The organism is Alteripontixanthobacter muriae (assembly GCF_013336795.1).
Taxonomy (GTDB): Bacteria; Pseudomonadota; Alphaproteobacteria; order Sphingomonadales; family Sphingomonadaceae; genus Pseudopontixanthobacter; species Pseudopontixanthobacter muriae.
Window position 1 is genome coordinate 1 of the sequence record NZ_JAAFZT010000003.1, and the last position, 14,849, is coordinate 14,849.

The window sequence follows — 14,849 nt, forward strand, 5'->3', positions numbered from 1 at the left end:
GGCGGGTCGCCACCCGCTTCGACCGCAACATCAAGACCTTTATGGCCACAATCGCTATCGCAGCCATCGTCACCTGGTGGCTCTAATGAGTCCGGACCCTAGTACCTTTGTATAATAGACTAACATACAAATGTTATGACATGCCCCTAATTAAATAAACGGGTTATCTAAGGTCCGAAGTGCAACCTAAATATGACGCAGACCTGAGCCGGGGGGAGTAGCAGATAAATGGATAATCAAGATAATTCATGCGCTTATCGTTCTGTAGGTAAAGCTATTAGGCTGAACGAGCCTAAACAACACTTTCATTCCGGCGCATTAGGTCATCAGAATGACGGGAACAAACCGGCAAAGAAAACCAGCATCTTGCGTTTGGCGCGAAGAAAGATTTCAAGACGAACCTGGATGCGCCAAGTTTGGCATCCGATGTGCTGGCGTATTGGCACCCGAAGAATGTTTCTCATCGGATTGCCAGTCTCACTTCCTATTTGGGCGCTCCTGCTAATCTTGAGCCTTTTAGTCGCGGTCGTGCATGCAGCATTACGTCCGATTCGGCGCTTTTGGTCTATGTCGCCGATTAGACCAGACGCTTACGGGCGGATTTATCATTGACCGATGTAAATACAAAAGGTTTGAACAAGACTCTTGTGCGCCGTTGCTAGCTGGCGCCGCGTTGCTAAGCGCAGGACTGCTTTAGGACTAAGGACGGTGCTCCTTACGGCTCTGAAATGCTCCCACGCGCACCGTAATATTTTCTAAGCTATTGAAAGATTGTAGCATTATCGTGCAAGTCGGTGCAAACTTGCGGACTTTTAATCAGTAGGTCGCTGTTGCAGCTACAAGCTATCCAGCGCGCCACCGACCACTTTTCATAACAGCAACGACGGCTGGCAATCCGCGGGAACCCAGTGATGCTTGCGTGGTTTTTTATATCGGGCTGGCACTGCCTCACTGGCTTACCCCTGAGTCAAAGAACGTGCCGCCCGCTACTCCCAGCCCGATACGTCTTCGCCCGCCACCAGTGGACGGTGCCATGCTGCTGCGTCGGCAGCAATGTTCATTCCGGATTCGCGCATTCAGCCGTGCTTCGGACTGTATAGAAAAGTGTATAGAATGAGCGCTGGCTCTACGCTTAACCTGCTGAAATTTAAAGGAAAAGGTAATTTGGTCGGGGAGAGAGGATTCGAACCTCCGGCCCCTGCCTCCCGAAGACAGTGCTCTACCAGGCTGAGCTACTCCCCGACCGATGCCAAACCCGCATTGTAGCGGGCGCGAGGCAGACGCGGGCCTATAGGAGGGCATCCGTTCAGTGGCAAGTGAACTTTTTGCCTGATCACGACCGCTTTGCCTTGCCGGTTTGCCGCTCCGTTCTCGCTCGGAAGGGCTATGCAAGCGAAGGCTCGGAAGGCTAGAGGTTCGCGCATGGACCGGACCACTTCCCCAACCGAACCAGCTTCTGCAGATTGCGTCCGGGATCATCCCGAAATGCAGTATCTCGCCCTGATGCGCCGAATCTGGACGCAGGGCACACGGCAGGTCGACCGCACCGGCGTTGGAACCCGCTCGATATTCGGCCACTCGCTACGTTTCGATCTGGCGGGCGGCGCCATGCCGCTGCTGACGACCAAGCGCGTCTTCTGGAAAACCGCCACGCGAGAGATGCTATGGTTCCTCACGGGTGAGACAAACATCCGCCCCCTGTGCGAACAGGGAGTCCAGATCTGGACCGATTGGCCGCTGGCGCGGTTCCGCGCGGAGACCGGATCGGACATCTCGCGCGAAGCCTTCGCTCAGCGGATCGTCGAGGACGCTGATTTCGCGGTGCGATGGGGCGATCTCGGCCCGGTCTATGGCAAGCAATGGGTGGACTGGCCGACTTTCGTTCCCGCAGGCGAAGGCCTTTTTCGCCGGGGCGAAGGTATCGATCAGATTTCGCAGGTGGTGAATTCGCTGCGGGAAAACCCCACCAGTCGCCGGCACATCGTCGAAGGCTGGAACGTGGCAGAGCTCGATCAAATGGCCTTGCCGCCCTGCCACAAGACCTATCAGTTCCAGGTGGCTTACGGGCGCCTCAATTGCGCGTTGTACCAGCGCAGCTGCGACGTGGCCCTTGGGCTGCCGTTCAATCTTTGGGCGGGCGCCCTGCTGCAAAGAATGATCGCGCAGCAGACGGACCTACAGCAGGGGGAGTTCGTCTGGATGGGCGGCGATGTACATTTGTATGAAAATCAAGGGGATTTGGTCGAGGAGCAGCTGACCCGCCTGCCTCAGGGTCAACCGCGCCTTGAAATCATCCGAAAGCCGGAAAGCATTTTCGCCTACCGGATCGACGATTTCGTGGTCCACGATTACAAGCCGTTGGGCAAATTGACGGCACCGGTTGCAGTCTGAGCGAATGTGGCCGAACAGCCGCCTTGACCATCGCAAGCCGGTGAAATAAAATAACAGTTCTTTAGAAGAAAACTGCTGACGCTAATGGGAGAGCGTGAATGGCCGACCGGCCCGATCAGGCACAGCAAGGGCAGAACAAACCCACGCTGCAGTTGCATGTACCCGAACCCAGCTACCGCCCCGGCGATGCCGTCGATTTCGGGCATCTGACAATACCGGAAGCCGGGGCGCAGCCCAGGCCCGACGAAGGGTGCGAAGCTTCCGAGACGAACCCGCTGGCGACGGATCTGATTCGCGTGCTCGGCGACGATAATTTGCCGCACGGCCCTTGGGATCCGAAGCTGGACGCCGACACGCTGCGCGAGATGCTGCACCACATGGCGATGGTTCGCGCCTTCGATGAACGCATGTTCCGCGGTCAGAGGCAGGGCAAGACCAGCTTCTACATGAAATGTACCGGCGAGGAAGCGACCTCGATCTCGGCGGCCATGGCGCTGGCGTCCGATGACATGGTGTTCCCGTCCTATCGTCAGCAGGGCATCCTGATCGCGCGCGGCTATCCGCTGACGGAAATGATCAACCAGATCTATTCCAACAGCGCCGACAAGCTGAAGGGCCGGCAACTGCCCATCATGTATTCCAGTCGCGAGAAGTCGTTCTTCTCGATCAGCGGAAATCTCGCCACGCAGACGCCGCAGGCGGTGGGCTGGGCCATGGCCAGCGCGATCAAGGGCGACAGCCGGATTGCTGCAACCTGGGTCGGCGAAGGGTCGACGGCAGAGGGTGATTTCCACGCCGCCTGCACTTTCGCCGCCGTCTATAACGCGCCGGTCATCCTGAACGTCGTCAACAATCAGTGGGCAATTTCCAGCTTTTCCGGTTTCGCTGGAGGCGAGCGCACCAGTTTCGCCGCTCGGGCCGTGGGTTACGGCATCGCTGGCCTTCGGGTGGACGGAAACGATCCGCTCGCCGTTTACGCCGCAGAGCGCTGGGCTGCCAATCGTGCCCGTTCCAATGCCGGACCGACGCTGATCGAACATTTCACCTATCGCGCCGAGGGGCATTCGACATCAGACGATCCAAGCGGCTATCGCAGCGCGCAGGAGCGTGAGGAATGGCCGCTGGGCGATCCCGTCATGCGGCTGAAGGACCATCTGATCGCGCTCGGCGAATGGGACGAAGACCGGCAAAAGTCGCTGGACGAGGATTGCGCGACCGAAGTGAAGAAAGCGACCAAGGAGGCCGAAAAGAACGGCATCCTCGGTCACGGCCTTCACCACCCTTTCCGCACCATGTTCGAGGATGTGTTCGAGGAGCTGCCCTGGCACCTCAAGGAGCAGAGCGCGCAGGCCATCCGCGAAAGAGAGACGAAGTTCCCTGAAGGATTGTCGGAATGACCGTCGAAACACAGAAGACCGCCGCATCGGAGAAGGCTGCCGGCAAGAAGGGCGTCGGCGCCGACGGCGAACGCCGCCTGAACATGATCGATGCCATCAATGATGCGCTGGACATCATGCTCGACCGCGACCCGAACGTCGTGGTCATGGGCGAGGATGTCGGCTATTTTGGCGGCGTTTTCCGCTGCACGGCGGGCCTGCAGGAAAAGCATGGCAAGACGCGGGTGTTCGATACGCCGATTTCCGAATGCGGGATCATCGGCGTGGCCGTCGGGATGGGCGCATACGGACTGCGCCCGGTCCCGGAGATCCAGTTTGCCGATTACATCTATCCGGGTCTCGACCAGCTGATTTCGGAAGCGGCGCGGCTGCGGTATCGCTCGGCTGCGGAATATATCGCGCCGATGACGGTGCGCTCGCCATTCGGTGGCGGGATTTTCGGTGGGCAGACCCACAGCCAGAGCCCCGAGGCGATCTTCAGCCATGTCTCCGGCCTCAAGACGGTGATCCCCTCCAACCCGTACGATGCAAAGGGTCTGCTGATTGCATCGATCGAAGACAACGACCCGGTCATTTTCTTCGAACCCAAGCGCATCTACAACGGCCCCTTCAATGGCTATTACGACAAGCCGGTCGAACCCTGGAAGAAGCATGCACAAAGCATTGTTCCGGAGGGTCACTACCGCGTAGAATTGGGCAAGGCCCGCAAGGTTACGGAAGGGGACGAACTGACCGTCCTGGCCTATGGCACGATGGTTCATGTCGCCGAAGCGGTCTGCGCCGCGAAGGGCGTGAATGCCGAGATACTGGACCTCAGAACGATCGTTCCGCTCGATATAGAAGCGATCGAAGCGTCGGTGAAGAAGACCGGGCGCTGCCTTATCGTGCATGAAGCTACGCGGACCTCGGGCTTCGGCGCAGAACTTTCGGCTCTGGTTACAGAGCGTTGTTTCTATCATCTCGAAGCCGCGGTCGAACGCGTGACAGGCTTCGACACACCCTATCCGCACAGCCTGGAATGGGCATATTTCCCCGGTCCCGTCCGCATTGGCGAGGCGATCGACAAGATCTTGAGCGAGTAAGACAATGGCCCGTTTCACATTCAATCTTCCCGACATCGGCGAAGGTATCGCCGAAGCCGAAATCGTCGAATGGCACGTCAAGGTCGGCGACACGGTAGAAGAGGACGCGCGCCTTGCCGACGTGATGACCGACAAGGCCACCATCGACCTTGAAAGCCCGGTATCGGGCAAGGTCCTCGAAGTCGCTGGCGAAGCCGGTGACACGATCGCGATCGGGTCGATGCTGGTCGTGATCGAAGTCGAAGGGGAAGTTTCGGGTGAAGATCCGGGCGAGGGCGGTCCGGCAGAAGATGCGGATACATCTGCACAGAAAACATCGCCGACGCCCGCCCCGGCTCCGAAAGACGAAGATGTCGCGGCCCGGATCGAGGTGGAAACCTCCGATGCTTCCGATGCGGACGACGCGACTGCGCGAGGGCAGCGAAGCGACAGGGGGAAGACTGATTCTTCCAAGACAGCTGGCGACCAGGCCAGCTCTCGGAACAAGGTTCCAGGCGAGCCGATCCTCGCCAGCCCTGCTGTCCGCAGGCGTGCGAAGGATCTTGGTGTCGATCTGCAGCAAGTACGCCCGCAGGAAGACGGCCGGGTGCGGCATGCCGATCTGGACGCGTTCCTGTCCTACGGCGGGGGCGGCGGCTTCGCGGCGGCCGGCAAGGCTCGGCAGGACGAGGACATCAAGGTTATTGGACTGCGCAAGCGAATCGCGCAGAACATGGCCGCGTCCAAGCGCAACATTCCGCACTTCTCCTATGTCGAGGAAGTGGACGTCACCGAACTCGAACGCCTCCGCGCACAGCTGAATGACGGCCGGGGCGACAAGCCAAAGTTGACCATGCTGCCGCTGCTGATCACAGCGATCTGCAAGGTGCTGCCCCACTATCCGATGATTAACGCGCGTTACGACGATGAGGCCAATGTAGTCACGCGGCATGGCAGAGTGCATCTCGGCATGGCGGCCCAGACGGACAATGGTCTGATGGTGCCGGTCATCCGCGATGCTCAGGCCAAAAACCTTTGGCAGCTGGCTAACGAGGTTCTGCGCCTAGCCAATGCGGCGCGAGATGGCACGGCGAAATCGGAGGAACTGTCCGGTTCGACCCTGACGCTGACCTCACTCGGGCCGCTCGGCGGAATTGCGACGACTCCGGTGATCAACAGGCCCGAGGTCGCCATTATCGGCCCCAATCGCATCGTCGAACGGCCGATGTTCGTGCCGGATGGCATGGGCGGTGAGAAGATCGAGAAGCGCAAGCTGATGAACATCTCGATCAGCTGCGATCACCGTGTGGTCGACGGCTATGACGCTGCCAGTTTCGTGCAGGATCTGAAACGCGCGATCGAGGCTCCTGCCAACCTGCTGATGAACTGACCTCTAGCGAACGAGTGCGCGGTAGGTGATTTGTCCGCTCGCTCTATTGGGAGCGATGCGCCAGCGAAGATGGGTTATGGTGTCGGGGGAGGGGGCGCGAAACTCCTCCCTTGGAGGTCGCCCTGCATGGTCCAGTCGGCGCCAGTTGCGCCCACCATCAGTGGATATTTCTGTCGCTTCAGTGCTGCTTCTCTGGAAAGCGAGAGCGCCCGGGACCGCGCTCGCGACGGTAAAGCCCCGCTCGGCATTGCGAACCCGCCACGATATTATCAGCACGACGCTGTCACCCTGGCGGAGCATCGAAGCCGGCTCCAGAGCGAGCGAGCCATCGGCTGCGAGATTCTCGACATAGATGCCACGGCTGATCTCCACTTGCCCAGCAGCGACAGGTTGCGCCGTGAGTGCCGCTGCAGCGCCCAGCATCGTTCCGGTCGAAATTACCTTGCAAATCATGTCATCCGCCCCCCGGCTGTTGCTGCGACGGAGTGCACAGAACAGCCGAAGAATTGGTTAACGCGGGGAAGATTGTGTCACTTCGCAGGCGTATCGCAAAATCATCGTTTTTTGCTGTTTTGCTCTGTTGACAGGGTAGGCCACCTCGCCTAGTTGCGCGGCTCCCGAACGGCAATTGCCAGTTCACGCGGGTGTAGCTCAGTTGGTTAGAGCGCCGGCCTGTCACGCCGGAGGTCGCGGGTTCAAGTCCCGTCACTCGCGCCATTTCATTGTGAAATGGCGATAGAATTGTTTCCCGCTCCCTACAGCGGCGGCACCCTCAGACGCTCTCCACAGCAGCTTGCCGATCGCGGAGGTCTACGCGACTTTTCGCTCGCCTGCTGACATGCTGGTATGCGCTCCTGATATGTCGGTGAACTGAAGGGAGTGAACTCCTCGGCGTGTCAAGCTGGCGGTTCACCCCAGCGCCCTGTTTCCATCCAGATCAGGAAATTGCGCAGCGGCAGGAGCCAGATGACGCCGAGAATGAGGTAGACGATAGTCTGCACCCATACCGGCAGCAAAGATATCCAGTCGCTCGCCCAGGCAACCGCGAGAGCGTATATCAGCAGACAGGCGAGCAACGCCAGAATGCCGACCGGCAGGCGCCATGTCGGTTCTCCGCGCATCAGAAGGGGCCGTAAAGGCGGGTAGGGGTGATGATCGCGCGCATGGCCATGTCATGCGCCTCGCCGGGTATATCGTCAACGCGCTGCACGTCCCATGCAAGACCTATGGGAATTATGCCGGGATGATCAGCAAGATAGGCATCGTAGTGGCCGCCGCCCTGGCCGATCCGCTCACCGCGTTCCGTGAAACCGAGGATGGGCACGAGAAGAACGTCCGGCTGAAGAAGCTCCGCCTCCGCTGACGGTTGCATCACTCCGTAAGGTCCGGGTTCGAGATCGCTGCTGCCCAGCGGATCGGTATGGCGGGCGAACTGCATGGGCGCACCTTCCGTGTCAAAACGCGGGAGAGCAATGTCGTGACCGGCTTCCTGAAAGTACTGGGCATAGCGTGTCGCCGGAGCTTCCTCCGGAGCGGCATGGTAAAGACCGACGACGGACCCCTGCGGGACCAAATCCAGCGCTGCACCGGGCGGACGCATGAACAACAGCGCCCCGACCCGCTCGTCCTGGCTGGCTACATGCTCGCGGCGACGCCTGCGAAGGTCTCTACGTAAGTCGGCCTTGCCCTGCATTACGGGATATCGGTTCCTTGCCGCTGTTTACCTGGTGCGCGATGGGCGCGCCGGCATTGAGTTCGGATCGGGTGGAATGACGGAACCACCGTGGGTCGTTTGCCTCGAGATCCTCTGACGCGAAACGTCAGGTGGGCGCCATGTGCACCGAAGCCCCGTGTAGCCACGTTACCTCGGGCAGGGACAGCTCCCTAGGATATGGTTATAGCCTCAGGGATGTTCATTGGCTCGTACCGGGCAGTCCCGTCCATTCCTATCTAGTGTATCGCGTCCGCACTTCCAAGCCTGTCTTCCAGCCCGTCGGCGCATTTCTCGAGCATCTCGGCGAAACGCTCCAGCGCAGGCGCGAGGGCAGGGTCTTCGGGCGAGGTCGAGAGGATCCTGGCAGGAGCGTCGGCCTGATCGGCGATCTGCTGGTTCAATCTTTCCACTTCTGCGGCCAGCTTGGTGCGTTCCTCGGAATTTGCCTTCGCGATGTTTCGCAATTCGCTTAACTCACCAAGCAGGGATTCCTTCTCCGCCTCCACCTTGTTCCGGTATGCGGAAAAGCTGTTCCGCTCTTCCTCGATGCTGGCCAGGGACGAGGCGGCATCGGCGAGCCCCGCAGACTGCTCATGCAATTCGTCGGCCAGCAGAAGCGCGCAAAACAGCAGGTTCTGAGACGCTTGCGGCGCCTTGTTGGCCCCAAGCTGCGCCATCTTCTGATCGATGATGGCGGCCAATTGCTTGACGTGAGCTTCCTCGCCTGCCGCGCAAGTGACGGTATAGAGCCGTCCGCCGATGGAAAGCGTAACCTGACTGCCCGCTGTGCTCATCGCTCCAGCCTTCCGATCAGATCGTCCAGGTCGCGCAAGGTCGCCTCGACGGAGTCGCGAAGGTTTTCATGGCGGATGACGAGATTGGAGGTCGACCGCTCAACCGGTGTCTCGCCTTCGCCATTATCCTGGCCTGTGCCCGGCTGCATGGCGTCGGAAGCCACCGCTATTCGGCCAAGGGCAGCTTCTATCCGGCGGGTTACGGCTTCGATGCGCGAGTCGTCCATGTGTGCAGTCTATGACGAGAAACTTGCGCGCGGCAAAGGCTTGTCGCACTTTGTTGAAAAGTCGAGTTAAGAATCCTCCCGTCGCGGATACCGGCCAGATGTGCCCATGGAGCGTCGCGCTGCGCTTGACCTTGCACGGCCGCTCCGCGAAGGCTTCGCGCGCATCGAATCAGCGCGTTATTCGCGCTACAGCCCAGGAGCCGTCACGGCATGAGTCTCGATCCCGCCCGCCTGCAGCCCATGGCCAACGCCATCCGTGTCCTATCCATGGATGCGGTGCAGGCAGCGAATAGCGGCCATCCGGGCATGCCCATGGGCATGGCCGATGTTGCCACGGTCCTGTGGTCCAAATATCTGAAATTCGATCCTTCCACGCCAGATTGGCCGGATCGCGACCGGTTCATCCTTTCGGCCGGGCACGGGTCGATGCTGATCTACGCGTTGCTGCATCTTTCGGGTTACGCAAACCCGACGATGGACGACATCCGTAACTTCCGGAAGCTGGGGAGCCCCTGTGCGGGCCATCCCGAAAACTTCCTGCTTGATGGGGTCGAATGCACGACCGGCCCCCTTGGGCAGGGCCTCGCCATGGGCGTCGGAATGGCCATGGCGGAGCGGCATCTGAATGCGACTTTTGGGGACGATCTTGTCGATCATCGGACCTGGATGATCGCGGGCGATGGGTGCCTGATGGAAGGCATCAACCACGAGGCGATCGGCCTTGCCGGCCATTTGAAACTGGGCAAGATGATCGTGTTGTGGGACGATAACCGGATCACGATCGACGGAAGCACGGCACTGTCGACCAGCGAGAATATCGCTGCTCGCTACGAAGCCACTGGCTGGCACACGGTCTCCTGCGATGGCCACGACTTCGCCGATATCCAGCGCGCGATAGACGAGGCGATTGCCGACGAACGGCCTTCGCTGGTTGCCTGCTATACCATCATCGGCAAGGGTGCGCCGAACAAGCAGGGTACCTCTGCAACTCATGGCGCGGCGCTCGGCCATGACGAGGTCGCGGCTGTTCGCGAAACGCTGGGCTGGAATTCGGATCCGTTCGAGATTCCGGCGCCGATCCTCGCCGATTGGTCCGAGACCGGCGAGCATAGCAAGAAAGCGCGCGCAGCGTGGCACAGCCGTTTTGACAATTCGGAAACGCGCGATGAATTCATGCGGCGGATGCGCGGCGACTTGCCGGAGAATTTCTCGCTCCAGCATCACATCTCCTCGCTCATAGATGCTCCGCAGAAGGTCGCCACCCGGAAGGCGAGCGAAAATGCACTGGCGCGGATCAATGATCTGCTACCCGAAACCATCGGCGGTTCTGCCGATCTGACCGGATCCAACAACACCAAGGCTGGCGGAATCGAGCCATTCACGGCTGACGATTACAGCGGCCGCTACGTCTATTACGGCATTCGCGAGTTTGGCATGGCTGCCGCGATGAACGGCATGGCGCTGCATGGCGGGATCATCCCCTATGGCGGCACATTCCTGGTGTTCACGGATTACTGCCGGGGTGCGATCCGCTTGTCCGCGCTGCAGGAAGCGCGGGTGATCTATGTCATGACTCATGATTCCATAGGTCTTGGCGAAGACGGGCCGACTCATCAGCCGATCGAGCATCTGCAGAGCCTGCGCGCCATGCCGAATCTGCTGGTCATGCGCCCTGCCGACGCTGTCGAAACAGCGGAGTGCTGGGAAATCGCACTGCGCCAGAAGGACCGGCCCACGGTCCTTGCGCTTAGCCGTCAGGATTTGCCGCAACTGCGGACCGAGCCGAGCGAAGGCAATTGCTGCGAGCGCGGTGCTTATCGCCTGAAAGCTGCGGAGGGTGACCGGAAGGTCATCCTGATCGCCACCGGTTCCGAACTGAACCTGGCTACAGACGTCGCTGCGAAGCTGGAAGAGCAGGGCATCGGTGCGGACGTCATCTCGATGGTTTGCACCGAATTGTTCGACGCACAGCCGAAGGAATACAAGGAAGACATCCTGCCCAATGTCGATCCGGGCAGCATCCTGCGCGTCTCGATCGAAGCGGGAACGACGTTCGGCTGGGAGCGCTACACGATGCTGAACGGGCTGAACATCGGCCTCGACCGTTTCGGAGCATCTGCCCCCATCGACGACCTGATGGAGAAGTTCGGCTTCACTGTCGAAGCGATCGTCCCGCAAATTCTCGAACGAATCTAACCTTTTACCAGGAGTATTATACATGGCGACGAAAGTTGCGATCAACGGTTTCGGACGTATCGGCAGGTTGGTGGCACGCGCCATTCTGGAGCGGGACGATCACGATCTGGAACTCGTGGCCATCAACGATCTGGCTGACGCCGAAGCTAATGCCCTGCTGTTCCAGTATGATTCCACCCACGGCCGCTTCCCCGGTGAAGTGAGCACCGATGGCAAGAGCATCACGGTTAACGGCCGGAAGATCGCAGTCACTTCCGAGCGTGAGCCGGGCAAGCTGCCGCACAAGGACATGGGCATCGATTTGGTCCTGGAATGCACCGGATTTTTCCAGAGCCACGAAGCGGCCCAGCCGCATCTTGACGCGGGCGCCAAGCGGGTGTTGATCTCGGCTCCGGCCAAGAACGTCACGAAGACGATCGTCTATGGCGTTAATCACGAAACGCTGACTGCTGAAGATGTAATCGTTTCCAACGCAAGCTGCACGACCAACTGCCTCGCGCCCGTTGCCAAGGTGATGCAGGATACAGTCGGCATCGAACGCGGCTTCATGACGACGATCCACAGCTATACCAACGACCAGCGTATGCTGGACCAAATGCATTCCGACATGCGCAGGGCGCGTGGCGGGGCTCAGAACATGATCCCGACTACCACCGGTGCGGCTCGCGCGGTTGGCCTGGTCCTGCCTGAACTGAACGGCAAACTGGACGGGTCCAGCGTTCGCGTACCGACTCCGAATGTCAGCCTTATCGACCTGGTGTTCACCCCGTCGCGCGAAACGACGCGCGATGAGCTGAACGAGGCGCTGAAGGCTGCATCTCAGGGCGCGATGAAGGGTGTGCTGGACTATACCGACCAGCCGCTGGTGAGCAGCGACTTCAACCACTATCCGGCAAGCTCAACCGTGGACAGCCTTGAAACGGCGGTGCTCGAAGGCAAGTTGGCGCGGATCGTATCGTGGTACGACAATGAGTGGGGCTTCTCCAACCGGATGATCGATACTGCCGGTGTCATGGCGAGGTTGATCTGATCGCGATGAGCAGCTTCAGGACTCTCGACGATCTGGAAAGCGAACTGGGGAGCGTGGCCGGCAAGGTCGCGCTCCTCAGGGTCGATCTCAATCTGCCGATGCACGAGGGGTCGGTGACCGACGCCACGCGTATTCGCGCCAGTGCGCCGACCATTCTCGAACTCGCCGATGCAGGTGCGAAGGTCCTGTTGCTCGCTCATTTCGGCAGGCCTAAGGGGCAGCGGTCATCGACCCTGTCGGTCAGCATGACCCTCGACGCTGTGGAGGATGTGCTGGGCCGTGAAGTCATGTTCGTGCCCGAAGTCGGCGGCCCTGTCGTGGCGCAATCCGTCGGCATTCTCGGCAATGGCGACATTGCCATGCTGGAAAACACCCGCTTCTGGCCGGGCGAGGAAGCCAACGATCCCGAATTCGCCGCTTTCATAGCGGAGAATGGCGACTTCTACGTCAACGACGCGTTTTCCGCCGCTCATCGCGCTCATGCCAGCACGGAAGGGCTCGCGCATCTGCTTCCGTCTTTTGCCGGTCACGCGATGGAAAGCGAGCTGAAGGCGCTGGAAACCGCGTTGGACAGGCCGGAAAAGCCGGTCGCCGCAGTCGTGGGCGGGGCGAAGGTTTCATCCAAGCTTGCCGTGCTCGAACATCTGGTCGGCAAGGTCGACCACCTGATCATCGGCGGCGGCATGGCGAATACTTTCCTCGCCGCGCGCGGAGTCGATGTCGGTGCATCGCTCTGCGAGCATGATTTGCGGGACACGGCCAATCGCATCATGGATGTCGCCGATCATGCAGGCTGCACGGTGCACCTTCCCTATGATGTCGTCGTCGCGACGGAATTTGCCGCCAACCCGCCGAGCGTGCGCACCTGCAATGTGCATGAGGTGGCCAGGAACGAAATGATCCTCGACATTGGCGCGGCTGCTGCCGAAACATTGGGCGACGTGCTGAAAACCTGCCGCACGCTGGTCTGGAACGGCCCACTGGGTGCTTTCGAAACGGAACCGTTCGACGCTGCCACCGTGGCGCTTGCGCGCACGGCCGCCGCGTTGACGGCGGAGGGATCGCTGGTGTCGGTCGCGGGTGGCGGGGATACGGTCGCAGCGCTGAACCACGCAGGCGCCAGTGATGATTTCACATATATTTCTACAGCGGGCGGGGCCTTCCTCGAATGGATGGAGGGCAAGACCCTTCCCGGCGTGGCTGCCTTGCGCACCTGAACCGAACAACCGTACAAACAGGGTGATGAGATGACCTACGACGAAATGAAGCAGAAAATGGCCGAAGGAAACGGCTTCATCGCAGCGCTCGACCAGAGCGGCGGATCGACGCCCAAGGCTCTGCGTTCCTACGGGGTCAAGGATAAGGAATGGTCCGGCGAGGATGAGATGTACGCGCAGATCCACAAGATGCGCTGCCGCATCATCAATGCTCCAAGCTTTTCCGATGGCCGCGTCATCGGCGCGATCCTGTTCGAGAAGACGATGGAAGGTTGCAGCGAAGACGGTTCTGCAATTCCCGACCTGCTTTCTCGCCGAGGCGTTGTGCCTTTCCTCAAAGTCGACAAGGGCATGCACGATACTGAAAACGGCGTGCAACTCATGAAGCCCATTCCCACGCTCAATGAACAATGCGCGCGTGCAAAGGAACTCGGCGTGTTTGGCACGAAGATGCGAAGCGTGATCCACGAAGCCAACCAGGCGGGCATCGAAGCCATCGTCGCGCAGCAGTTCGATTTCGGCAAGCAGATCCTCGGTGCCGGGCTGATGCCGATACTTGAACCTGAAGTATCGCTGGAGAGCGACAGCCGCCCGCAGGCGGAGAACCTGTTGGTTGCTGCCATTCTGGATGAACTCAACCGCCTCCAGGACGGTCGTCAGGTCATGCTGAAGCTGACGATCCCCAGCGAAGCGAATCTTTACAAGCCTTTTGCAGATCACCCCAAGGTTCTGCGGGTCGTCGCACTTTCAGGTGGCTATTCGCGCGAGGATGCCTGCCGCGAACTGGCGAAGAACGACGGCATGATCGCCAGCTTCAGCCGCGCCTTGCTCGAAGTGCTGCAGGCCGACATGAGCGATGGCGAATTCGATGCGGCGCTTGACCGGGCTATCGAAGAAATCAGCTGCGCCAGTACGGGTCGCGAGATGAAAACTGCCTGAGTGGGGGAAATAATCCTCAGTTCCGTTCGGACAGGGCGAAGGCGAAGCGATAGTCATCTGGCTTCTCTTCGCCTTCGGTAGTCCCCTCGGGAATGACTCCCGACAGGCGGATCGCGAAACCGTCTACGACCTGCGCTTCGCCCAAATTCAAATCGACTGTCTGCTGCCAGTGCGGCCCGACGACGAGTGTCTCAACGATGAGGCGACCCGCCCAGACGCAGTTGGTCTGAAGCGGACAACGGCTATCTTCCAGCACGCGAAGAGGCGTAACCGTCAGAGCGCCAAGATTGAAGCTCTGCTGCAAGGAAACGTATTCTTCGCCCGCATTCGGCTTGTCCAGCGCGGTTTTTACGGCGGGCGCGCACGACATGAGAGCAGAAGCCGCGAGGGCCGCTAAGGTGAAGCGGCTGATATATCTCATCACACTATCCATCCCCTTCTGTAATCTGGTCAGCCGACGCAATCCTGCAGCGTGGCTCTTGGCGTTTTGCTG

The 14,849-nt window shown here is 60.0% G+C and carries 15 protein-coding genes and 2 tRNA genes; 9 read left to right on the forward strand and 8 right to left on the reverse strand.

What is annotated here, in order from left to right; genetic code table 11:
* Positions 1-326: 326 nt before the first annotated feature.
* Both G7A66_RS13885 and G7A66_RS00190 read right to left on the reverse strand, forming a co-directional pair.
* Positions 327-464, reverse strand: a complete 138-nt coding sequence (locus tag G7A66_RS13885; protein WP_206674992.1) for a hypothetical protein — start codon at positions 462-464, stop codon at positions 327-329.
* 701 nt (positions 465-1,165) lie between these two features.
* Positions 1,166-1,242, reverse strand: a tRNA-Pro gene (locus G7A66_RS00190).
* 180 nt (positions 1,243-1,422) lie between these two features.
* Between G7A66_RS00190 and G7A66_RS00195 the strand changes: the two genes are divergently transcribed.
* The 4 genes from G7A66_RS00195 to G7A66_RS00210 all read left to right on the forward strand — a co-directional run bounded on the left by G7A66_RS00195 (position 1,423) and on the right by G7A66_RS00210 (position 6,239).
* Positions 1,423-2,391 (forward strand): thymidylate synthase, encoded by a 969-nt coding sequence (locus tag G7A66_RS00195; protein WP_174293696.1) that lies wholly within the window; start codon positions 1,423-1,425, stop codon positions 2,389-2,391.
* A 98-nt stretch (positions 2,392-2,489) separates the two neighbouring features.
* Positions 2,490-3,788 (forward strand): 3-methyl-2-oxobutanoate dehydrogenase (2-methylpropanoyl-transferring) subunit alpha, encoded by a 1,299-nt coding sequence (locus tag G7A66_RS00200; protein WP_174293697.1) that lies wholly within the window; start codon positions 2,490-2,492, stop codon positions 3,786-3,788.
* 83 nt (positions 3,789-3,871) lie between these two features.
* Positions 3,872-4,870: an alpha-ketoacid dehydrogenase subunit beta gene (locus G7A66_RS00205; RefSeq protein ID WP_232366556.1), complete on the forward strand. Its 999-nt coding sequence runs from the start codon at positions 3,872-3,874 to the stop codon at positions 4,868-4,870.
* 4 nt (positions 4,871-4,874) lie between these two features.
* Complete coding sequence (locus tag G7A66_RS00210; RefSeq protein ID WP_174293699.1) at positions 4,875-6,239, forward strand: dihydrolipoamide acetyltransferase family protein; 1,365 nt, start codon at positions 4,875-4,877, stop codon at positions 6,237-6,239.
* Positions 6,240-6,242: 3 nt separating this feature from the next.
* Here G7A66_RS00210 and G7A66_RS00215 read toward each other — a convergent pair whose 3' ends face one another.
* Positions 6,243-6,692: a hypothetical protein gene (locus tag G7A66_RS00215; protein ID WP_174293700.1), complete on the reverse strand. Its 450-nt coding sequence runs from the start codon at positions 6,690-6,692 to the stop codon at positions 6,243-6,245.
* Between the two features lie 187 nt (positions 6,693-6,879).
* Here G7A66_RS00215 and G7A66_RS00220 point away from each other — a divergent pair.
* Positions 6,880-6,956, forward strand: a tRNA-Asp gene (locus tag G7A66_RS00220).
* A 179-nt stretch (positions 6,957-7,135) separates the two neighbouring features.
* Here the strand turns inward: G7A66_RS00220 and G7A66_RS00225 are convergent.
* The 4 genes from G7A66_RS00225 to G7A66_RS00240 all read right to left on the reverse strand — a co-directional run bounded on the left by G7A66_RS00225 (position 7,136) and on the right by G7A66_RS00240 (position 8,974).
* Positions 7,136-7,360 carry a DUF2842 domain-containing protein gene (locus G7A66_RS00225; protein WP_174293701.1) on the reverse strand — a complete coding sequence of 75 codons (225 nt, stop codon included), beginning with the start codon at positions 7,358-7,360 and terminating at the stop codon, positions 7,136-7,138.
* Positions 7,360-7,932 (reverse strand): 5-formyltetrahydrofolate cyclo-ligase, encoded by a 573-nt coding sequence (locus G7A66_RS00230; protein ID WP_174293702.1) that lies wholly within the window; start codon positions 7,930-7,932, stop codon positions 7,360-7,362. The genes G7A66_RS00225 and G7A66_RS00230 overlap by 1 nt, the downstream gene beginning before the upstream one ends.
* 257 nt (positions 7,933-8,189) lie before the next feature.
* Positions 8,190-8,747 (reverse strand): cell division protein ZapA, encoded by a 558-nt coding sequence (gene zapA / locus G7A66_RS00235; RefSeq protein ID WP_174293703.1) that lies wholly within the window; start codon positions 8,745-8,747, stop codon positions 8,190-8,192.
* The gene (locus G7A66_RS00240; protein WP_174293704.1) at positions 8,744-8,974 is read right to left on the reverse strand and encodes a hypothetical protein; all 231 of its coding nucleotides are present in this window, start codon (positions 8,972-8,974) and stop codon (positions 8,744-8,746) included. Before G7A66_RS00240 ends, zapA begins: the two co-directional genes overlap by 4 nt.
* A 210-nt stretch (positions 8,975-9,184) precedes the next feature.
* Between G7A66_RS00240 and tkt the strand changes: the two genes are divergently transcribed.
* Genes tkt through G7A66_RS00260 form a run of 4 tightly spaced genes read left to right on the forward strand, consistent with a single transcriptional unit; the run spans position 9,185 to position 14,356 of the window.
* Entirely contained in the window at positions 9,185-11,170 is a 1,986-nt protein-coding gene (gene tkt / locus G7A66_RS00245; RefSeq protein ID WP_174293705.1) for a transketolase, read from the forward strand.
* Between the two features lie 22 nt (positions 11,171-11,192).
* Complete coding sequence (gap, locus tag G7A66_RS00250; RefSeq protein WP_174293706.1) at positions 11,193-12,200, forward strand: type I glyceraldehyde-3-phosphate dehydrogenase; 1,008 nt, start codon at positions 11,193-11,195, stop codon at positions 12,198-12,200.
* Positions 12,201-12,205: 5 nt separating this feature from the next.
* Positions 12,206-13,417 carry a phosphoglycerate kinase gene (locus G7A66_RS00255; protein ID WP_174293707.1) on the forward strand — a complete coding sequence of 404 codons (1,212 nt, stop codon included), beginning with the start codon at positions 12,206-12,208 and terminating at the stop codon, positions 13,415-13,417.
* Positions 13,418-13,447: 30 nt separating this feature from the next.
* Positions 13,448-14,356: a fructose bisphosphate aldolase gene (locus tag G7A66_RS00260; protein WP_174293708.1), complete on the forward strand. Its 909-nt coding sequence runs from the start codon at positions 13,448-13,450 to the stop codon at positions 14,354-14,356.
* A 16-nt stretch (positions 14,357-14,372) separates the two neighbouring features.
* On the opposite strand, the gene G7A66_RS00265 is transcribed toward G7A66_RS00260, so the two are convergent.
* On the reverse strand, positions 14,373-14,777 hold the full coding sequence (locus G7A66_RS00265) for a hypothetical protein (RefSeq protein ID WP_174293709.1): 405 nt from the start codon (positions 14,775-14,777) through the stop codon (positions 14,373-14,375).
* Positions 14,778-14,849 lie beyond the last annotated feature (72 nt).